Source organism: Staphylococcus sp. GDY8P85P, from assembly GCF_017892405.1.
GTDB lineage: Bacteria > Bacillota > Bacilli > Staphylococcales > Staphylococcaceae > Staphylococcus > Staphylococcus borealis.
Window position 1 is genome coordinate 59,962 of sequence record NZ_JAESLA010000001.1, and the last position, 19,686, is coordinate 79,647.

Here is a 19,686-nt window from a genome sequence, read left to right on the forward strand (position 1 = left end):
CAAATACATGGCTCGTAGAGAAGAAGAAACGAAAGAATTTGAAGAACGCGTTGTAACAATCAATCGTGTTGCTAAAGTTGTTAAAGGTGGACGTCGTTTCCGTTTCACTGCATTAGTAGTAGTTGGAGACAAAAATGGTCGTGTAGGTTTCGGTACTGGTAAAGCTCAAGAGGTACCAGAAGCTATCAAAAAAGCTGTCGAAGCAGCTAAAAAAGATTTAGTAGTTGTTCCACGTGTTGAAGGAACTACTCCTCACACTATCACTGGTCGTTATGGTTCAGGTAGCGTATTCATGAAACCAGCTGCACCTGGTACAGGGGTAATCGCTGGTGGTCCAGTTCGTGCCGTATTAGAATTAGCAGGTATCACTGATATCTTAAGTAAATCATTAGGATCTAACACACCAATCAATATGGTTCGTGCTACAATCAATGGTTTACAAAACCTTAAAAATGCTGAAGATGTTGCTAAATTACGCGGCAAATCAGTAGAAGAATTATATAATTAAGGAGGGAAAATAGATAATGGCTAAATTACAAATTACCCTCACTCGTAGTGTTATTGGTCGTCCTGAAACACAACGTAAAACTGTTGAAGCTTTAGGTCTTAAAAAGACTAATAGTTCAGTAGTAGTTGAAGATAACCCTGCAATCCGTGGGCAAATCAACAAAGTTAGACACTTATTGACAGTAGAAGAAAAATAATTAAGGAGGTGCCTATATAATGAAATTACATGAGTTAAAAGCAGCTGAAGGTTCACGTCGTGTACGTAACCGTGTTGGCCGTGGTGCTGGTTCTGGTAATGGTAAAACTAGTGGTCGCGGACAAAAAGGTCAAAAAGCACGTTCAGGTGGTGGCGTAAGACCAGGATTTGAAGGTGGACAATTACCTTTATTCCGTCGTTTACCAAAACGTGGTTTCACTAACATTAATCGTAAAGAATATGCTATTGTTAACTTAGACCAACTTAATAAATTTGAAGATGGTACTGAAGTAACTCCAGCTTTATTAGTTGAAACTGGTGTAGTTAAGAATGAAAAATCTGGTATTAAAGTACTAGGTAACGGCTCACTTGATAAAAAATTGACAGTGAAAGCTCACAAATTCTCAGCTTCAGCAGCAGAAGCAATTGATGCAAAAGGTGGAGCACACGAGGTGATCTAATGTTTCAAACGCTTGTGAGCTTCTTTAAAACTAAAGAAGTTCGAAACAAGATTTTCTTTACCTTAGCAATGTTAATCATATTCAAAATAGGAACTTACATTCCGGCTCCAGGTGTTAACCCTGAGCCTTTTGAACAACAAGGTTCTGATCAAGGAGTCGCCGCTCTTCTTAATACGTTTGGTGGCGGAGCCTTAAAGAACTTTTCAATATTTGCTATGGGCATTATGCCCTACATCACTGCATCTATCGTAATGCAATTATTACAAATGGATATTGTTCCGAAATTCTCTGAATGGGCGAAACAAGGTGAAGTAGGTAAAAGAAAGCTTAGCAATGTAACACGTTATTTCGCTATCATTTTGGCTTTTATACAGTCAATTGGTATGGCATTCCAATTTAATAACTATTTAGGTGGTAAATTAATTATTCACCAATCTGTAATGAGTTATTTATTGATTGCCGTTGTTTTAACAGCAGGAACAGCATTTCTAATTTGGCTTGGTGACCAAATCACTCAATTTGGAGTGGGTAATGGTATTTCTATCATTATCTTTGCAGGTATCTTATCAACATTGCCGTCATCAATTATTCAATTTGTGCAACAAGCATTTGTTGGTAATGATGATACAACGTTGGCATGGTTGAAAGTGATTGGCTTAATTGTAGGATTAGTTTTACTTACAATTGGTGCGATTTATGTACTAGAAGCAAAACGTAAAATTCCTATCCAATACGCTAAAAAACAATCTGCACAAAGTTTAGGATCTCAAGCAACATATCTACCTTTAAAAGTTAACTCTGCAGGGGTAATTCCAGTAATCTTTGCGATGGCATTTTTCTTATTGCCAAGAACATTAACACTGTTCTTCCCTAAAGCTGATTGGGCGCAAACTATATCTGAATATGCTAACCCTTCAAACACTTACGGCATGATTGTTTATGTAATTCTAATTATTGCATTTACGTATTTCTATGCCTTTGTTCAAGTTAATCCTGAAAAAATGGCTGACAACTTGAAGAAACAAGGTAGTTACGTTCCAGGTATCAGACCTGGCGATCAAACTAAAAAATATATTACTAAAGTACTTTATCGCTTAACTTTTGTCGGCTCTATTTTCTTAGCAGTCATTGCGATATTACCAATTCTAGCAACTAAGTTTATGAGTTTACCTCAATCCATTCAAATTGGTGGTACAAGCTTATTAATCGTAATTGGTGTAGCAATTGAAACTATGAAATCACTTGAAGCTCAAGTGAGTCAAAAAGAATATAAAGGCTTTGGTGGTAGATAATTTGTAGGAGGGCAATTTATGAATATCATTTTAATGGGTTTACCTGGCGCAGGTAAAGGTACTCAAGCGAGTGAAATTGTTAAGAAATTCCCAATACCACATATATCTACTGGTGACATGTTCAGAAAAGCGATTAAAGATGAAACAGATTTAGGAAAAGAAGCTAAATCTTACATGGATCGTGGAGAATTAGTCCCTGATGAAGTTACTGTAGGTATCGTTAAAGAAAGAATATCTGAAGACGATGCAAAAAAAGGATTCTTATTAGATGGCTTCCCAAGAACAATCGATCAAGCTGAGGCATTAAATGAAATTATGTCTGAGCTTGGTAGAAACATTGATGCGGTTATAAACATCGAAGTTCCTGAGGAAGAATTGATGAATCGTCTTACAGGTCGTCGTATCTGTGAGAAATGTGGTACGACTTATCATCTTGTATTTAATCCTCCAAAGGTTGATTGTATTTGTGATATCGATGGTGGAAAACTTTATCAACGTGAAGATGATAATCCTGAAACAGTATCTAATCGTTTAAACGTTAATGTTAAGCAGTCTAAACCTATTTTAGAGTATTATAATGAAAAAGGTGTGCTTAAAAACATTGATGGCGCGAAAGATATTGACGATGTAACCAAAGATGTCATTGATATCTTAGATCAATTAAAATAGATCAACTTAATACGGTCTAGGTTTATGTGAATTTGATTAGGTTTCTCTGGCAAGAATTAATTTTCTGAGTGTCGAATGACGATAATAATTCCCGCATTTTGTTAAACTTATTATAACTAGTCACTATATTAGATTCGTATCGTTGAAGTTGTCTATTGACGATTACCTTACTATTGTAAAAAGGGGGAAGTTAATCAATGGCGAAACAAGATGTAATTGAATTAGAAGGTACAGTATTAGATACTTTACCAAATGCTATGTTTAAAGTAGAATTAGAAAATGGTCATGAAATTTTAGCGCACGTGAGTGGTAAAATTAGAATGAATTATATTCGTATTCTACCTGGCGACAAAGTAACTGTAGAAATGTCTCCGTATGATTTATCACGCGGTAGAATTACTTATCGTTATAAATAATCGTCACTCCATAATATAGGGAGGTATAAAAATGAAAGTAAGACCATCAGTTAAACCAATTTGCGAAAAATGTAAAGTCATTAAACGTAAAGGTAAAGTAATGGTAATTTGTGACAATCCTAAGCACAAACAAAGACAAGGTTAATAAAAGAGAGGTGTAAATATATATGGCACGTATTGCAGGAGTAGATATTCCACGTGAAAAACGTATCGTTATTTCATTAACATATGTATATGGTATTGGTACTTCAACAGCTAAAAAAATCGTTGAAGAAGCTAACGTATCAGCAGACACACGTGTAAAAGATTTAACAGATGACGAATTAGGTCGTATTCGTGAAGTTGTTGACAGTTATAAAGTTGAAGGTGACTTACGTCGTGAACAAAACTTAAACATTAAACGTTTAATGGAAATTTCATCATACCGTGGTATCCGTCACCGTCGTGGTTTACCAGTTCGCGGTCAAAAAACTAAAAACAACGCACGTACGCGTAAAGGCCCAGTTAAAACTGTAGCTAACAAGAAAAAATAATAGGTAAAGGAGGCAAAATATAAATGGCACGTAAACAAGTATCTCGTAAACGTAGAGTTAAAAAGAATATTGAAAATGGTGTGGCTCACATCCGTTCAACATTCAACAATACAATCGTAACTATCACTGATGAATTTGGTAATGCTTTATCTTGGTCATCAGCTGGTGCATTAGGTTTCAAAGGATCTAAAAAATCAACTCCATTCGCAGCGCAAATGGCTTCTGAAACTGCATCAAAATCAGCAATGGAACATGGTTTAAAAACTGTTGAAGTAACAGTAAAAGGACCTGGACCAGGTCGTGAATCAGCTATCCGTGCATTACAATCAGCTGGTCTAGAAGTAACTGCAATCAGAGACGTTACTCCAGTACCACATAACGGTTGTCGTCCACCAAAACGTCGTCGCGTCTAATTTTTAATAGATTGTTATTGTTACAGGTCACTGAGCGAAACAGTTTAAAATTAAGTCGACGTAATTAAGGAGGATTTTTGTAAATGATAGAAATTGAAAAACCTAGAATTGAGACAATTGAAATTAGTGAAGATGCTAAATTCGGTAAGTTCGTTGTTGAACCACTAGAACGTGGCTACGGTACTACACTAGGAAACTCCTTACGTCGTATCCTACTATCTTCATTACCAGGTGCAGCCGTTAAGTACATTGAAATTGAAGGTGTTTTACACGAGTTCTCAGCTATAGATAATGTTGTTGAAGATGTTTCTACTATCATTATGAACATCAAAAAATTAGCACTTAAAATCTATTCTGAAGAAGATAAAACATTAGAAATCGATGTTCGAGATGAAGGCGAAGTTACTGCAAGTGACATTACTCATGATAGTGATGTGGAAGTTCTAAATCCAGAACTTAAAATCGCAACAGTGTCTAAAGGTGGACATTTAAAAATTCGTCTTGTTGCTAACAAGGGTAGAGGTTACGCATTAGCAGAACAAAATAATACTAGTGATTTACCAATCGGTGTAATTCCTGTTGATTCACTATACTCACCAGTTGAACGTGTTAACTATACAGTTGAAAATACACGTGTCGGTCAAAGTAGTGATTTTGATAAATTAACTTTAGATGTTTGGACTAATGGTTCAATCACTCCACAAGAGTCAGTATCATTAGCTGCTAAGATTTTGACTGAACATTTAAATATTTTTGTAGGTCTTACAGATGAAGCACAAAATGCTGAAATCATGATTGAAAAAGAAGAAGATCAAAAAGAAAAAGTACTTGAAATGTCTATCGAAGAATTAGACTTATCAGTACGTTCATACAACTGTTTAAAACGTGCAGGAATCAATTCAGTTCAAGAGTTAGCTGATAAATCTGAAGCTGATATGATGAAAGTTCGTAATTTAGGTCGTAAATCTCTAGAAGAAGTTAAATATAAATTAGAAGATTTAGGATTAGGATTAAGAAAAGAAGATTAATAAGTTAAAGGAGGTCAACTCATGGGTTACAGAAAATTAGGTCGTACTTCTGATCAACGTAAAGCTATGTTACGTGACTTAGCTACTTCACTTATCGTTAGTGAACGTATTGAAACTACAGAAGCTCGTGCAAAAGAAGTTCGTAGTGTTGTTGAGAAATTAATCACTTTAGGTAAAAAAGGAGATTTAGCTTCTCGTCGTAATGCTGCTAAAACATTACGTAATGTTGAAATCTTAAACGAAGATGAAACGACACAAACTGCACTTCAAAAATTATTCGGTGAAATTGCTGAACGTTATACAGAACGTCAAGGTGGTTACACTCGTATTCTTAAAGTAGGTCCTCGTCGCGGAGACGGTGCTGAATCAGTTATCATCGAATTAGTAGATTAATTCAAGATATAAATACACTAACTACTTATATGTAAAGCAAATGAGTGCAACGATAATGTTTGCCACATACAAATATTGTCTAGCTCAGAGTGCCCCATCAATTAAATAAATTTCAAAGCGTGAACTCAACTAAAATATGATGGGGTGCGCGCTTTTTTATTTTAATAGCGCATATCAGCAACCAATTATATAAAATGTTCTCATATGATGAGATACGAACTTTTAATATTTGACTGCAAATTCAAGGTAGTTGACTAAATTGAGATGGCTCAATTAAATGCTAATGACTATAGTCAACCATAGAGAGGCGGGATATTGAATTCAATTAGAATTCTATCCGGTCCTCTTTTTATATTCAGAAATGAAACAAAGTTTCATATACATGATAATCATATTCATGTAAACTATAAGAGTACAAATTTTTAGGAGGGATTCTAGTGGAGGCAAATCATACAAATATTATTGAACTTAAGCATATCGATTTTCAATATCAAGGCGATGCAGCCTTCACACTGAACGATGTATCCTTTCAAATCCCTAAAAATAAATGGACTTCTATAGTTGGTCACAATGGCTCTGGAAAATCTACAATTGCTAAACTCATTGTTGGTATTGAAACGGCTACGAATGGTACGGTATATTTTAATCAATCACCGATTATTAACGAGGAGTTTAAAAATATACGTGAACACATAGGCATTGTCTTTCAAAACCCTGAGAACCAATTTGTTGGTTCAATTGTTAAATATGATGTTGCCTTCGGTTTGGAAAATCATTCTGTTCCCACAGAAAAAATGAAAGTCATCGTTGCTCGGGCGATTAGTGATGTTGGAATGACTGATTATGCTGACTATGAGCCACATTCACTATCAGGTGGTCAAAAACAACGCGTCGCTATTGCAGGCGTATTAGCATTAAGCCCAACCGTGATTATTTTAGATGAAGCGACGTCTATGTTGGATCCTCAAGCTAAAAAATCATTATTACGCTTGATTCAAGATGTCAAAGCAACGAAAGATGTGACAATTATATCTATTACACATGATTTAACTGAAGCACTTGAAGGAGATCATGTGATTGTGATGAATCACGGAACAGTTTATAAAGAAGGTAGCCCTAAGGCAATTTTCAAAGATATACATATGTTACAAGAACTTGGTCTAGATTTACCTTTTTCAATGAAAATGAATCAATTGCTAGGATTTGATGATCAGTTCATAACATATGAAGGGTTGGTAGAAAAGCTATGATAATTAAGTTTAATGATGTTGCTTATACCTATCAACGAGGTACACCTTATGAGTATAATGCATTAAAACATATTAATTTAACAATTGAACAAGGAAAGTACTACGCTATTGTAGGACAAACTGGAAGTGGAAAATCAACCTTAATTCAACATTTTAATGGGTTACTAAAACCAACAAACGGTTATATAGAGCATGATCAACTGACAATTACAGCAAAGACTAAAGATAAGTGGATTAGGCCTATACGACAAAAAGTTGGCCTAGTGTTTCAATTTCCTGAATCACAATTATTTGAAGACAATATTGAAAGAGAAATTGAGTTTGGACCTAAGAACTTTGGCATGAATGTTGAAGAAGTGAAGGAAAGAGCATTTGATTTATTATTAGAGTTAGGTTTTCCAAGAAATGTTATGTCACTGTCACCCTTTCAAATGTCGGGGGGACAGATGCGTAAAATTGCAATTGTTTCAATATTAGCTATGGACCCAGATGTGATTGTGTTAGATGAACCTACAGCTGGTTTAGATCCAAAAAGTCGTCAACAAGTGATGGCGTTATTTAAAGAAATACAAATAAAGCAAAATAAAACAATCATCCTTGTGTCTCATGATATGAATGAAGTTGCAAAATACGCTGAAGAGATTATCGTGATGAATGATGGCAATATTGTTGAACAAGTAACACCTAAGGAATTGTTCAGACAAGTGAATCGATTAGAAGAATGGCATATAGCATTACCAGATGTCGTCCAATTACAACGTGATATTGAAATAAAACACGGCATTGAATTTAAGACAATCGCATTATCAGAAGATGAATTTGTAACGATGTATCAGGAGTGGCAACAACATGAAGAATAAATTAATTATAGGTAGATACTTGCCTAATAACTCAGTTATTCACCATCTAGATCCACGGGCTAAGGTCTTATTTGTATTTTTGTTTATTATTCTAATCTTTTTTGCACATTCATTTGCAACGTTTGGTTGGATTATATTATTAATATTAGTATTTATGTTTTTAGCGAAGATTAAATTTTGGTTCCTAATTAAAGGTTTGACACCGATATTTATCTTTACGTTATTTACATTTGCAATGCATATCTTTTTCACACATGGTGGCACGCGACTAGTAGATTACGGAATCATAAAAATTGATAGTGCCGGCATACTAGAAGGTATATTTATATCATTACGTCTGATTACTATCGTGATGGTTGCAACGATAATGACTTTATCTACAAGTCCTATTGATTTGACAGATGCTTTTGAAAAATTATTAACACCATTAAAATGGTTTAAGATACCTGTACATCAACTAAGTATGATTATGTCAATCGCATTAAGATTCATTCCAACCTTAATGGATGAATTAGATAAAATTATATTAGCTCAAAAATCACGTGGTTCTGAGTTGAGTTCAGGTGGACTAATGACACGTATTAAAGCATTTATACCTTTAATGATTCCGTTATTTATTTCAGCTTTTCAAAGGGCTGAGGAGTTAGCAATTGCTATGGAAGTGCGTGGTTATGATGCAAATGTAAAGCGAACAAGTTATAGAAAATTACAATGGCGAATGGCTGATACGATGTGCTTAATCAGTTTCATTCCCATAGCTTGCGTATTATTCGTATTAAAATACATTGGAGTGTAATACAGTGCGTATACTCGTTAATATTTCTTATCAAGGAAGTCAATTTCTGGGCTTCCAAATTCAGCAACAAGGAAGAACGGTCCAACAACAATTTGAAAAAATATTAAAGCGTATGCATCGTCGCCATGTCCGAATTCATCCTTCTAGTCGCACTGACAGAGGTGTGCATGCATATGAACAGTTTTTTCACTTTGATACTGAATTAAACATTGAACCTAAGCAATGGAAGTATGCAATGAATCGTGCGTTACCAGACGATATATATGTGAATGATGTCCAACGCGTCGATGATCAATTTCATTGTCGTTACGACTGTGTTGGTAAACGATATCGTTACAAAGTCTATCAAGGATCTCATCGTAATCCTTTTGAAAGCGGCCTAAAGACATTTATCAAAGAAGATTTAGATTATTCTAAAATGAACGAAGCAGCGAAGCATTTTATTGGAACACACGATTTTACAGGATTTTGTTCTCAAAAGACTGAAGTTGAAAGTAAAGTGCGAACGTTGTATCAAAGTGAAATCATCATAACTGATGAGGGTTTTGATTATGTAGTGACTGGATCCGGCTTCTTATATAATATGGTTCGCGTGTTAGTAGCGTTTTTAATTGAAGTTGGAAAAGGTAAGCGTAACCCTAATGAAGTACCGACATTATTAAATGAAAAAAATAGAGATAAAGTACCATTTACTGCTCCGGCAGAAGGGCTTTATTTAGAGAAGATATATCTCTCAGAAAAAGGCTTAACAACAGACTTTGGAGATAATATTAAAATTCATCGTAAAAAATCACTACAAAATGATTAAATTGCATTGACAAACGGAGCTATAAAATATAACATAGTTAACGGTATTGTTTTATATCCACCCCATGATAAGCCCCGGAAACTTATTGTGTTACAAGATATATAAGCAAATTATACAGGAATAAAATAAATGAACATTTACGCTTTGAAATCGTAACAGAATGAATAGATTGCAGGCCTCGTTCGTAGGTTCGACTGCGATACGTACCTGTAATCTAAAACGAAGCATTTATTTTTAGGAGGACAATTATTATGCGTCAAACATTTATGGCAAATGAATCAAACATTGAGCGCAAATGGTATGTTATTGATGCTGAAGGCCAAACATTAGGTCGTTTATCATCTGAAGTAGCATCTATCTTACGCGGTAAAAATAAAGTAACTTACACACCACACGTTGACACAGGTGATTATGTCATCATCATCAACGCTGCTAAAATCGAATTAACTGGTAAAAAAGAATCAGATAAAATCTATTACCGTCACTCAAATCACCCAGGTGGTATCAAATCAGTTACTGCTGGTGAATTAAAACGTAATAACCCAGAACGTTTACTTGAAACATCAATCAAAGGTATGTTACCAAGTTCACGTTTAGGTGAAAAACAAGGTAAAAAATTATTTGTATATGGTGGCGCTGAACATCCACACGCTGCACAACAACCAGAAAACTACGAGTTACGTGGTTAATTAGAAGGAGGAAATGACATTGGCACAAGTTGAATATAGAGGCACAGGCCGTCGTAAAAACTCAGTAGCACGTGTACGTTTAGTACCAGGTGAAGGTAATATTACAGTTAACGAACGTGACGTGCGTGAGTACTTACCATTCGAATCATTAATCTTAGACTTAAACCAACCATTTGATGTTACAGAAACTAAAGGTAACTATGATGTATTAGTTAACGTACACGGTGGTGGTTTCACTGGACAAGCACAAGCTATCCGTCACGGAATCGCACGTGCATTATTAGAAGCAGATCCTGAATACAGAGGTTCATTAAAACGCGCAGGTCTATTAACTCGTGACCCACGTATGAAAGAACGTAAAAAACCAGGTCTTAAAAAAGCACGTCGTTCTCCACAATTCTCAAAACGTTAATTGCCAAAGCTGTTGCGAATTTATTCGCTTACAGATTTGGTACGCAAATTGCGTCAGCAAGTTGTGTTCCATTAGAACGATTAAAGCACTTCTCAATTTTGAGAAGTGCTTTTTTATATGCGTAAAAGGGAGCGGGACAGAATTCTTTTATTCGTCGTCCACTCCCAGCTTGCTTTGCTTGTAGAATTGCTTGATGAAATTCTTTTTGCTGGGGCCCCGAACCCCAACTTTCTTAGCTTGTAAAATCACTTTCGTGATTTTTTGTGTTGGGGCCCCGCCCGCAAGGATGACTAGAACTGATAAAAGCTTGAATTAAGCGCCTTCTCAGTTCAGTCAGCTACTGCGAATTTGCAAAAATAGCTTCATTATATTATTTATGTCCCAGCCTCTTTGAATTATCTTTTTACTTTTTAAATACTTCTTCGACGACTTCTGTCATATCATTATGAATGACTAAATCTGCTTTTCTATCATATGGTGTTTTATCTCGATTAATGATAACTAATTGATTACCAGTAAAGTTAGAAATAAAACCAGCAGCTGGTTGTACTACAAGTGATGAACCTAATACGATGACAGTGTCAGCCTTTTGGATTTTATCAAGCGCACGAAAAACAGTTGGTTGATCCAACATTTCACCATATAAGACAATGTCTGGTCGAATAACTTCACCACATGATTCACAATATCTTAATTCATGATCCATGACATAAGATTTTGTGTATTCCTCACCACACTTAATACAATAGAATCGATTGAGTGTGCCATGAATTTCATCGATATGTTGACTTCCTGCATCTTCATGTAAGCCATCAATGTTTTGAGTGATGACACCCAAAGATTTACCTTCTTTTTCTAACTCTGCAATCCATTCATGAACAATATTAGGTTTTTTATCAGCTACAAGTAAACGCTTATGATAAAAATCAATAAAGCTTTCTTTATTATCATTAAGATGGTCAATACTTAATAAATATTCTGGAGAGTAGCCATCTTTGGATATTTCATCAAATAATCCTCCCATAGAGCGGAAATCTGGAATTCCACTTGCAACAGAAACACCAGCGCCCGTAAAGAAGACAATATGATTTGATTTATCTACAATTTCTTTTAACTTTTCAATCTTATTACTCATTCAAAACACTCCATATACACAAATTGATTCTAACTTTTGATAGAATTATTTTTAATATTACTTATATACTTATTACAACATACTATCAGATATACTTTCTAGAAATTGCTTTCTAAATATAAGATTTAAATGTAAGCGCATTGATAAAAATGTTAGAGTTCACTAGATTTATAGTATAAAATTAATATGTGCGAATTAATTTTAATAAATTCAAGTATCCAATGTATATCATTTACTTGAAAATGTGATGTGGGAAGTGAAGAGTTGAATGAATAAATACGATCGTTTAGATGAAATAACTAAACTCGTAAATCAAAGAGGCACTGTTAGAACTAATGAGATTGTAGAAGAATTAAATGTATCGGATATGACAGTAAGACGTGATTTAGCTGAACTTGAAGAAAAAGGATTACTTACCAAAATTCATGGGGGCGCAAGAAGTAATGCGATGTTTCAATTTAAAGAGAAGTCACATCAAGAGAAACACACACACAATATAGAAGAAAAACGAAACGTTGCACGAAAAGCCGTTCATTTAATCGAAGAAAACGATACGATTTTTCTTGGACCTGGTACGACAATAGAATGTTTAGCCGAAATCATGGAGTTAAAATCGCTAACAGTTATCACAAATTGTTTTCCAGTGTTTAAAATATTGTTTGAAAAAAGATCAATTGATTTTAAAGTTTATTTACTTGGTGGGGAAATGAGGGCGTTAACCGAGTCATTTGTAGGTGAAATGGCCAATGCACTGCTTAAAACAAAACGTTTTAGCAAAATGTTTTTTAGTTGTAATGGCATTAAAGATGCAGATGTTCTTACATCAACAGTTGATGAAGCGTATACCCAACAACTAGCTTTAGAACGCTCCGTAGAAAAATATTTATTGATAGATTCGTCAAAGCTAGGAAAAGAGGACTTTACTCAATTATGCAAGTTAGACGATTTAACTGCAGTTATCATTGATAAAGGCGATGATGATAACATGGAAACGTTAAGATCTTATACTGAAGTAATTGAATAACTAAAACAGCAACCTAGGCTGGGACAAAAATAATATAATGAAGCTATTTTGCAAATTCGCAGTAGCTGACTAAACTGAGAAGGCGCTTAATTCAAGCTTTTCTCAGTTCTAGTCACCCTTGCGGGGGTGGGACAACGAATTTTAAAAGAATTCTGTCCCACTCCCGGTTTTTTTATATTTTAAAAAGATAAATAAACATAAAACAAAACAATTTTGTTTAAAACAACTAATTATCAAACAATATTCAAACATTTAATGTTGATTATTTGTTTGTTTATGTTTATAATTTAAACATAAAGAGTTGAAAGCGCTTTTTCACAATTTAAAGATAAACACATATATGTGAATCAATTTATTAAAGGAGAATGATTATGACAGTTATTATTGGTTCAGATGTAGACGGTAAACGACTCAAAGAAGTAGTCAAAGCATTTTTAAAAGAGAATAATCATGAAGTATTAGATGTAACAGAAGGTAAAGATGTTGACTTTGTTGATTCAACATTAGCCGTTGCGCAAGAAGTTCAAAAGAATGATGAGAATTTAGGCATTGCAATTGATGCTTATGGCGCAGGAAGTTTCATGGTCGCTACTAAAATCAAAGGAATGGTTGCAGCAGAAGTTTCAGATGAAAGATCTGCTTATATGACACGTGGTCATAATAATGCTCGCATGATTACAATGGGTTCTGAAATTGTTGGAGATATACTTGCTAAGCATGTTGCTAAAGAATTTGTAAATGGACACTATGACGGTGGTCGTCATCAAATACGTGTAGATATGTTAAATAAAATGTGCTAAATAGGAGGACTTTAAAATGAAAATAGCTATTGGTTGCGATCATATTGTAACAGACACAAAAATGGCAGTTTCAAAACATTTAAAAGAACAAGGACATGAAGTAATTGATGTAGGAACATATGATTTTACAAGAACACACTATCCAATTTTTGGTAAAAAAGTGGGTGAAGCTGTAACAAGCGGTGAAGCGGATTTAGGTGTATGTATTTGTGGAACAGGTGTTGGTATTAGTAATGCTGCTAACAAAGTACCAGGCGTACGTACTGCTTTAGTTCGCGATATGACAACAGCGCTTTATTCAAAAGAGGAATTAAATGCGAATGTTGTTAGTTTTGGTGGAAAAATCGTAGGTGAATTATTCATTTTTGATATTGTAGATGCTTTCATCAAAGCGGAATATAAACCAAGCGAAGAGAATAAAAAATTAATAGCTAAAATTGAGCATTTAGAAGCACATAATGATAAACAAGCTGATCCTCATTTCTTCGATGAATTTTTAGAAAAATGGGACAAAGGTGAATATCACGATTAAGGGTGACAATCTATGATTCTAACGTTAACACTAAATCCTTCGATAGATATTTCATATTCTCTAGACCATTTTAGTCTTGATACAGTGAATCGTGTTAATAACACGATAAAAACTGCGGGAGGCAAAGGTTTAAATGTAACTCGTGTTTTATCAGAATATGGTGAAGATGTGATAGCAAGTGGTTTCTTAGGTGGCAAGTTGGGCGAATTTATAGAGCAGCAATTGAACGCCAATCAAATTAATCATCACTTTTTTAAGATTAATGAAGAAACACGAAATTGTATTGCTATTCTTCATGAGGGACAACAGACTGAGATTCTTGAACAAGGACCTTCAATCACTGAGCTAGAAGCGTCAGAATTTAAAACGCATTTGGCCAAATTATTAACAAAAGCTAACGTCATTGCGATGTCTGGTAGCTTACCAAGAGGATTGAAGTCGGATTATTATGCCGATTTAATTCAGTTAGCCGAACAGCATCAGAAATTGACTATCTTAGATAGTTCAGGTCAATCTTTATTAGATGTTTTGCTAAGTGATTACAAACCAACTGTAATCAAACCTAACATCGATGAGTTGGCACAATTGTTACAAACGAAAGTAACCTCAGAAATTGAGTGTCTAAAAGATGCAGTTAATCAACCCATATTTGATGGTATAGCGTGGATTATCGTTTCGCTAGGAAGCGAAGGTGCCTTCGCCAAACATCATAACAACTACTATAAAGTAAATATTCCTCGCATAGATGTGGTGAATCCTGTTGGCTCAGGTGATTCAACTGTAGCAGGTATTGCATCAGGTTTAATCCATCAAGATGAGGATGACGTACTATTAAAAAAAGCCAATGCATTTGGAATATTAAATGCAATGGAAAGTCAAACTGGACATATTGATGTACATAAATTTGACGAAATATTCCAACAAATTGAAGTTATAGAGGTGTAATTAATGACTAAATCACAACAAAAATTAGCATCAATAGAGCAATTGAGTAATCAAGAAGGCGTTATCTCAGCTTTAGCGTTTGACCAACGTGGTGCTTTAAAAAGAATGATGGCTGAACATCAAGCAGAAGAACCAACTGTTGAACAAATTGAACAACTAAAAGTATTAGTATCTGAAGAATTAACACAATATGCTTCGTCAATTTTATTAGATCCTGAATATGGTCTTCCAGCATCTGAAGCGCGTAACAAAGACTGTGGATTATTATTAGCCTACGAAAAAACAGGTTATGACGTAAATGCTAAAGGACGTTTACCAGACTGCCTAGTTGAATGGTCAGCAAAACGTTTAAAAGAACAAGGCGCTAATGCGGTTAAATTTTTACTTTACTATGATGTTGATGATTCAGAAGATATTAATATTCAAAAGAAAGCATATATTGAAAGAATCGGATCTGAGTGTGTAGCAGAAGATATCCCATTCTTCCTAGAAGTACTTACTTATGATGATCATATTCCGGATAATAAAAGTGCTGAATTCGCGAAAGTAAAACCTCGTAAAGTAAATGAAGCTATGAAATTATTTTCCGAAGAACGATTTAATGTAGATGTACTTAAAGTTGAAGTACCGGTAAATATGAACTTTGTAGAAGGATTTGCAGAAGGTGAAGTTGTTTATAGCAAAGAAGAAGCGGCGCAACATTTCCGTGATCAAGAAGCTTCAACACATTTACCATATATCTATTTAAGTGCTGGTGTTTCTGCAGAATTATTCCAAGAAACATTGAAATTTGCACATGAAGCTGGTGCGAAATTTAATGGTGTACTTTGTGGACGTGCTACTTGGTCAGGCGCAGTAAAAGTATATATCGAAGAAGGCGAAGCAGCTGCGCGTAAATGGTTACGCACTACTGGATTCAAAAATATTGATGATCTTAATAAAGTATTAGAATCAACTGCAACATCATGGAAATCAAAATAAATCATTTAAAGGGGGCACATCATAATGAATAGAGAAGAAGTGCAATTACTAGGGTTTGAAATTGTAGCATATGCTGGAGATGCACGTTCAAAATTATTAGAGGCATTAACTGCAGCTAAAAATGGTGAATTAGATAAAGCAGAGCAATTAACTGAAGAAGCAAACGAATGTATTGCAAATGCACATAAAGCGCAAACAAGTTTGTTAGCTAAGGAAGCACAAGGCGAAGATATCGCATACAGCGTTACAATGATGCACGGTCAAGACCATTTAATGACAACACTACTATTAAAAGATTTAATGAAACATCTATTAGAATTATATAGAAGAGAGAGTTGAATGCTATGAACAAATTAATTGCCTGGATTGAGAAAGGAAAACCGTTCTTTGAAAAAATATCTCGTAATATTTATTTAAGAGCTATTCGTGATGGATTTATCGCAGCAATCCCAATTATCTTATTCTCTAGTATCTTTATTTTAGTTACCTATGTTCCTAACGTGTTTGGTTTCACTTGGAGTAAAACAATGGAAGGAATTCTAATGAAACCATACAACTATACGATGGGAATTGTTGGTTTTATAGTAGCAGGTACGACTGCTAAATCATTGACTGATTCGTTTAACCGGAAATTGGATAAAACAAATCAAATTAACTTTATCTCAACTATGATGGCAGCAATGTGTGGCTTTTTATTCCTAGCAGCTGATCCTGCAAAAGATGGTGGATTCTTAAGTGGATTTATGGGAACAAAAGGTTTATTAACAGCATTTCTATCAGCATTTATTACTGTGATTGTATATAACTTCTTTATCAAACGTGATATTACAATCAAAATGCCGAAAGAAGTTCCACCTAACATTTCGCAAGTGTTCAAAGATATATTTCCTTTATCAGCAGTAATCATTATTTTATATGCGTTAGATTTAATTGTGAGAGCTACTGTACATACGAATGTAGCCAATGGCGTATTAAAATTATTTGAACCATTGTTTACTGCAGCAGATGGTTGGGTTGGTGTAACTATTATCTTTGGTGCCTTTGCATTCTTCTGGTTCGTTGGTATTCACGGTCCGTCAATCGTAGAACCAGCTATAGCAGCTATCACGTATGCTAACTTAGAAGCGAACTTACATTTAATTCAAGCTGGAGAACATGCTAATAACGTTATTACACCAGGTACTCAAATGTTCGTCGTTACTATGGGGGGTACTGGTGCAACGTTAGTCGTGCCATTTATGTTTATGTGGCTAACTAAATCGAAACGTAATAAAGCGATTGGTAGAGCATCTGTAGTACCTACATTCTTTGGTGTCAATGAACCAATTTTATTTGGTGCACCATTAGTGTTAAACCCAGTGTTCTTTATTCCATTTATCTTTGCCCCAATTGCAAACGTATGGATCTTTAAGTTCTTCGTAGATGTATTAGGAATGAACAGTTTTAGTATCTTCTTACCATGGACTACACCAGGTCCATTAGGTATCGTGATGGGTACTGGTTTTGCATTTTGGTCATTTGTACTTGCTATCGTCTTAATTGTAGTAGATGTAATTATTTACTACCCATTTGTAAAAGTGTATGATGAACAAATTTTAGAAGAAGAATTAGGAAATAAAACTGCTAATAATGAGTTGCAAAACAAAGTAGCAGCAAACTTTGATACTAAAAAAGCAGATGCCATCCTAGCATCAGCTGGTGCGATTGATACAAGTCATACTCAAACAGGTCAAGATGAAGCATTCAATAAGAATGAAACGCAACAAAGTAACATCACAGAACAAACCAATGTACTTGTTCTATGTGCTGGTGGAGGAACTAGCGGTTTATTAGCTAACGCTTTAAATAAAGCAGCTGAAGACTATAATGTTCCTGTTAAAGCAGCAGCAGGCGGTTATGGTGCGCATATGGATATTATGAAAGATTATCAATTAATTATTTTAGCGCCTCAAGTTGCTTCAAACTATGAAGATATCAAACAAGATACAGATCGACTAGGTATTAAATTAGCAAAAACACAAGGTGTTGAATATATTAATTTAACTCGAGATGGCAAAGCAGCATTAGACTTCGTTCAACAACAATTTGAAAAATAAATAGGAGATGAAAGTATAATGAAAAAATTACCAGAAGATTTTATATTCGGTGGTGCGACAGCGGCTTATCAAGCAGAAGGCGCGACTCACACAGATGGAAAAGGTCGTGTAGCATGGGACACTTATCTTGAAGAAAACTATTGGTATACAGCTGAACCAGCAAGTGATTTTTACAATAAATATCCTATTGATTTAGAATTAAGTGAAAAATTTGGTGTGAATGGTATTCGTATTTCGATTGCATGGTCACGTATATTCCCTGACGGATATGGCGAAGTTAATCCTAAAGGTGTAGAATACTATCATAATTTATTTAAAGAATGTCATAAAAGACATGTAGAGCCATTTGTAACATTGCATCACTTTGATACACCTGAAACATTGCACAGTGACGGTGACTTCTTAAATCGTAAGACAATCGATTATTTTGTGGCATATGCAAAATTCTGTTTTGAAGAATTTCCAGAGGTTAATTATTGGACGACATTTAATGAAATTGGACCTATTGGTGATGGCCAATATTTAGTAGGTAAATTCCCACCAGGAATTAAGTATGACTTTGCTAAAGTGTTTCAATCACACCACAACATGATGGTCGCACATGCAAAAGCTGTGAAGTTATTTAAGGATAATGGCTATAGTGGTGAAATTGGAGTCGTACACGCATTGCCAACTAAATACCCTTATGATCCAACAAACCCAGAAGATGTTAGAGCAGCTGAATTAGAAGATATCATTCACAATAAATTTATCTTAGATGCAACTTATCTTGGTAAATATTCTCGTGAAACTATGGAAGGCGTTCAACACATTTTATCTGTTAATGGTGGTAAATTAGATATACCAGAAGAAGATTATAAAGTATTGGATGCGGCCAAAGATTTAAATGATTTCTTAGGTATCAATTACTACATGAGTGATTGGATGAGAGGTTATGAAGGGGAATCTGAAATTACGCATAATGCCACTGGTGATAAAGGTGGTTCTAAATATCAACTCAAAGGTGTAGGTCAACGTGAATTTGATGTTGACGTACCCCGTACTGATTGGGACTGGATGATTTATCCAAAAGGATTATATGATCAAGTCATGCGTGTAGTTAAAGATTATCCAAATTATCATAAAATCTACATTACTGAGAATGGACTTGGATACAAAGACCAATTTGATGAAGAACGTAAAACGGTAGATGATGACGCTCGTATAGATTATGTAAAAAAACATCTCGAGGTCATTTCTGATGCTATTCGTGATGGTGCCAATGTAAAAGGTTACTTCATATGGTCATTAATGGACGTCTTCTCATGGTCAAATGGTTATGAAAAACGATATGGTCTATTTTATGTCGATTTTGAAACTCAAGAACGTTATCCTAAGAAGAGTGCATATTGGTACAAAGACCTAGCGGAAAGTAAGGAAATTAAATAAGAGCAGGACAGAAATTAAAATA

26 protein-coding genes are annotated in these 19,686 nt (G+C 34.8%); 25 read left to right on the plus strand and 1 reads right to left on the minus strand.

The genetic code is table 11. The features are described 5' to 3' along the window. Positions 1–7: 7 nt before the first annotated feature. The 17 genes from rpsE (at position 8) to rpsI (ending at position 10,723) form a co-directional block, all read left to right on the plus strand. Positions 8–508: a 30S ribosomal protein S5 gene (gene rpsE / locus KA828_RS00360; protein WP_011275137.1), complete on the plus strand. Its 501-nt coding sequence runs from the start codon at positions 8–10 to the stop codon at positions 506–508. A gap of 16 nt (positions 509–524) precedes the next feature. Beyond that, positions 525–704 carry a 50S ribosomal protein L30 gene (gene rpmD, locus KA828_RS00365; protein ID WP_011275138.1) on the plus strand — a complete coding sequence of 60 codons (180 nt, stop codon included), beginning with the start codon at positions 525–527 and terminating at the stop codon, positions 702–704. 19 nt (positions 705–723) lie between these two features. Further along, positions 724–1,164: a 50S ribosomal protein L15 gene (gene rplO / locus KA828_RS00370; protein ID WP_053028552.1), complete on the plus strand. Its 441-nt coding sequence runs from the start codon at positions 724–726 to the stop codon at positions 1,162–1,164. Further along, complete coding sequence (gene secY, locus KA828_RS00375; protein ID WP_210125183.1) at positions 1,164–2,456, plus strand: preprotein translocase subunit SecY; 1,293 nt, start codon at positions 1,164–1,166, stop codon at positions 2,454–2,456. Before rplO ends, secY begins: the two co-directional genes overlap by 1 nt. A gap of 18 nt (positions 2,457–2,474) precedes the next feature. After that, entirely contained in the window at positions 2,475–3,125 is a 651-nt protein-coding gene (locus KA828_RS00380) for an adenylate kinase (RefSeq protein WP_210125184.1), read from the plus strand. Between the two features lie 197 nt (positions 3,126–3,322). Further along, positions 3,323–3,541 (plus strand): translation initiation factor IF-1, encoded by a 219-nt coding sequence (infA, locus tag KA828_RS00385; RefSeq protein ID WP_001829792.1) that lies wholly within the window; start codon positions 3,323–3,325, stop codon positions 3,539–3,541. Between the two features lie 31 nt (positions 3,542–3,572). Beyond that, positions 3,573–3,686, plus strand: a complete 114-nt coding sequence (rpmJ, locus tag KA828_RS00390) for a 50S ribosomal protein L36 (protein WP_001829709.1) — start codon at positions 3,573–3,575, stop codon at positions 3,684–3,686. Positions 3,687–3,708: 22 nt separating this feature from the next. After that, complete coding sequence (rpsM, locus tag KA828_RS00395; protein ID WP_011275142.1) at positions 3,709–4,074, plus strand: 30S ribosomal protein S13; 366 nt, start codon at positions 3,709–3,711, stop codon at positions 4,072–4,074. Between the two features lie 23 nt (positions 4,075–4,097). Then, positions 4,098–4,487, plus strand: a complete 390-nt coding sequence (gene rpsK / locus KA828_RS00400; RefSeq protein ID WP_000101625.1) for a 30S ribosomal protein S11 — start codon at positions 4,098–4,100, stop codon at positions 4,485–4,487. 83 nt (positions 4,488–4,570) lie between these two features. Beyond that, entirely contained in the window at positions 4,571–5,515 is a 945-nt protein-coding gene (locus KA828_RS00405; RefSeq protein ID WP_011275143.1) for a DNA-directed RNA polymerase subunit alpha, read from the plus strand. A 21-nt stretch (positions 5,516–5,536) separates the two neighbouring features. Then, entirely contained in the window at positions 5,537–5,908 is a 372-nt protein-coding gene (gene rplQ, locus KA828_RS00410; RefSeq protein ID WP_011275144.1) for a 50S ribosomal protein L17, read from the plus strand. Positions 5,909–6,345: 437 nt separating this feature from the next. Then, entirely contained in the window at positions 6,346–7,158 is an 813-nt protein-coding gene (locus KA828_RS00415; protein WP_193839068.1) for an energy-coupling factor transporter ATPase, read from the plus strand. After that, positions 7,155–8,018, plus strand: coding sequence for an energy-coupling factor transporter ATPase (locus KA828_RS00420; protein ID WP_210125185.1), 864 nt, complete (start codon positions 7,155–7,157; stop codon positions 8,016–8,018). The genes KA828_RS00415 and KA828_RS00420 overlap by 4 nt, the downstream gene beginning before the upstream one ends. Further along, positions 8,008–8,814, plus strand: a complete 807-nt coding sequence (locus KA828_RS00425; RefSeq protein ID WP_075109214.1) for an energy-coupling factor transporter transmembrane component T family protein — start codon at positions 8,008–8,010, stop codon at positions 8,812–8,814. Before KA828_RS00420 ends, KA828_RS00425 begins: the two co-directional genes overlap by 11 nt. Before the next feature lie 4 nt (positions 8,815–8,818). Further along, positions 8,819–9,622, plus strand: a complete 804-nt coding sequence (truA, locus tag KA828_RS00430) for a tRNA pseudouridine(38-40) synthase TruA (RefSeq protein ID WP_075109215.1) — start codon at positions 8,819–8,821, stop codon at positions 9,620–9,622. Positions 9,623–9,873: 251 nt separating this feature from the next. Then, complete coding sequence (rplM, locus tag KA828_RS00435) at positions 9,874–10,311, plus strand: 50S ribosomal protein L13 (protein ID WP_011275149.1); 438 nt, start codon at positions 9,874–9,876, stop codon at positions 10,309–10,311. 19 nt (positions 10,312–10,330) lie between these two features. Continuing rightward, complete coding sequence (gene rpsI, locus KA828_RS00440) at positions 10,331–10,723, plus strand: 30S ribosomal protein S9 (RefSeq protein ID WP_011275150.1); 393 nt, start codon at positions 10,331–10,333, stop codon at positions 10,721–10,723. 403 nt (positions 10,724–11,126) lie between these two features. Here rpsI and KA828_RS00445 read toward each other — a convergent pair whose 3' ends face one another. Next, positions 11,127–11,858: an NAD-dependent protein deacylase gene (locus KA828_RS00445; RefSeq protein ID WP_075108926.1), complete on the minus strand. Its 732-nt coding sequence runs from the start codon at positions 11,856–11,858 to the stop codon at positions 11,127–11,129. Positions 11,859–12,126: 268 nt separating this feature from the next. Between KA828_RS00445 and KA828_RS00450 the strand changes: the two genes are divergently transcribed. From KA828_RS00450 to lacG, 8 genes are all read left to right on the plus strand, one after another. After that, positions 12,127–12,882: a DeoR/GlpR family DNA-binding transcription regulator gene (locus KA828_RS00450; protein ID WP_193839071.1), complete on the plus strand. Its 756-nt coding sequence runs from the start codon at positions 12,127–12,129 to the stop codon at positions 12,880–12,882. A gap of 371 nt (positions 12,883–13,253) precedes the next feature. Continuing rightward, positions 13,254–13,682, plus strand: a complete 429-nt coding sequence (lacA, locus tag KA828_RS00455; protein ID WP_210125186.1) for a galactose-6-phosphate isomerase subunit LacA — start codon at positions 13,254–13,256, stop codon at positions 13,680–13,682. A gap of 16 nt (positions 13,683–13,698) precedes the next feature. Beyond that, positions 13,699–14,214: a galactose-6-phosphate isomerase subunit LacB gene (gene lacB, locus KA828_RS00460; RefSeq protein ID WP_053028542.1), complete on the plus strand. Its 516-nt coding sequence runs from the start codon at positions 13,699–13,701 to the stop codon at positions 14,212–14,214. A gap of 12 nt (positions 14,215–14,226) precedes the next feature. After that, positions 14,227–15,159, plus strand: coding sequence for a tagatose-6-phosphate kinase (locus tag KA828_RS00465; protein ID WP_210125187.1), 933 nt, complete (start codon positions 14,227–14,229; stop codon positions 15,157–15,159). 3 nt (positions 15,160–15,162) lie between these two features. Then, positions 15,163–16,140, plus strand: coding sequence for a tagatose-bisphosphate aldolase (gene lacD / locus KA828_RS00470; RefSeq protein WP_210125188.1), 978 nt, complete (start codon positions 15,163–15,165; stop codon positions 16,138–16,140). A gap of 24 nt (positions 16,141–16,164) precedes the next feature. Next, positions 16,165–16,479, plus strand: coding sequence for a PTS lactose/cellobiose transporter subunit IIA (locus KA828_RS00475; RefSeq protein ID WP_037536047.1), 315 nt, complete (start codon positions 16,165–16,167; stop codon positions 16,477–16,479). Between the two features lie 5 nt (positions 16,480–16,484). Further along, on the plus strand, positions 16,485–18,236 hold the full coding sequence (locus KA828_RS00480) for a lactose-specific PTS transporter subunit EIIC (protein WP_210125189.1): 1,752 nt from the start codon (positions 16,485–16,487) through the stop codon (positions 18,234–18,236). A 15-nt stretch (positions 18,237–18,251) separates the two neighbouring features. Next, positions 18,252–19,664 carry a 6-phospho-beta-galactosidase gene (lacG, locus tag KA828_RS00485; RefSeq protein ID WP_210125199.1) on the plus strand — a complete coding sequence of 471 codons (1,413 nt, stop codon included), beginning with the start codon at positions 18,252–18,254 and terminating at the stop codon, positions 19,662–19,664. Positions 19,665–19,686 lie beyond the last annotated feature (22 nt).

Coding starts and splice junctions, on each gene's coding strand:
- lacA (WP_210125186.1), top strand. CDS start 13,254: ATGACAGTTATTATTGGTTCAGATGTAGACGGTAAACGACTCAAAGAA.
- rpmJ (WP_001829709.1), top strand. CDS start 3,573: ATGAAAGTAAGACCATCAGTTAAACCAATTTGCGAAAAATGTAAAGTC.
- KA828_RS00475 (WP_037536047.1), top strand. CDS start 16,165: ATGAATAGAGAAGAAGTGCAATTACTAGGGTTTGAAATTGTAGCATAT.
- rpmD (WP_011275138.1), top strand. CDS start 525: ATGGCTAAATTACAAATTACCCTCACTCGTAGTGTTATTGGTCGTCCT.
- rpsM (WP_011275142.1), top strand. CDS start 3,709: ATGGCACGTATTGCAGGAGTAGATATTCCACGTGAAAAACGTATCGTT.
- rplM (WP_011275149.1), top strand. CDS start 9,874: ATGCGTCAAACATTTATGGCAAATGAATCAAACATTGAGCGCAAATGG.
- lacB (WP_053028542.1), top strand. CDS start 13,699: ATGAAAATAGCTATTGGTTGCGATCATATTGTAACAGACACAAAAATG.
- KA828_RS00450 (WP_193839071.1), top strand. CDS start 12,127: ATGAATAAATACGATCGTTTAGATGAAATAACTAAACTCGTAAATCAA.
- rpsE (WP_011275137.1), top strand. CDS start 8: ATGGCTCGTAGAGAAGAAGAAACGAAAGAATTTGAAGAACGCGTTGTA.
- KA828_RS00465 (WP_210125187.1), top strand. CDS start 14,227: ATGATTCTAACGTTAACACTAAATCCTTCGATAGATATTTCATATTCT.
- KA828_RS00420 (WP_210125185.1), top strand. CDS start 7,155: ATGATAATTAAGTTTAATGATGTTGCTTATACCTATCAACGAGGTACA.
- KA828_RS00480 (WP_210125189.1), top strand. CDS start 16,485: ATGAACAAATTAATTGCCTGGATTGAGAAAGGAAAACCGTTCTTTGAA.
- secY (WP_210125183.1), top strand. CDS start 1,164: ATGTTTCAAACGCTTGTGAGCTTCTTTAAAACTAAAGAAGTTCGAAAC.
- lacD (WP_210125188.1), top strand. CDS start 15,163: ATGACTAAATCACAACAAAAATTAGCATCAATAGAGCAATTGAGTAAT.
- KA828_RS00445 (WP_075108926.1), bottom strand. CDS start 11,858: ATGAGTAATAAGATTGAAAAGTTAAAAGAAATTGTAGATAAATCAAAT.
- rpsK (WP_000101625.1), top strand. CDS start 4,098: ATGGCACGTAAACAAGTATCTCGTAAACGTAGAGTTAAAAAGAATATT.
- KA828_RS00405 (WP_011275143.1), top strand. CDS start 4,571: ATGATAGAAATTGAAAAACCTAGAATTGAGACAATTGAAATTAGTGAA.
- rplO (WP_053028552.1), top strand. CDS start 724: ATGAAATTACATGAGTTAAAAGCAGCTGAAGGTTCACGTCGTGTACGT.
- KA828_RS00425 (WP_075109214.1), top strand. CDS start 8,008: ATGAAGAATAAATTAATTATAGGTAGATACTTGCCTAATAACTCAGTT.
- rplQ (WP_011275144.1), top strand. CDS start 5,537: ATGGGTTACAGAAAATTAGGTCGTACTTCTGATCAACGTAAAGCTATG.
- KA828_RS00380 (WP_210125184.1), top strand. CDS start 2,475: ATGAATATCATTTTAATGGGTTTACCTGGCGCAGGTAAAGGTACTCAA.
- infA (WP_001829792.1), top strand. CDS start 3,323: ATGGCGAAACAAGATGTAATTGAATTAGAAGGTACAGTATTAGATACT.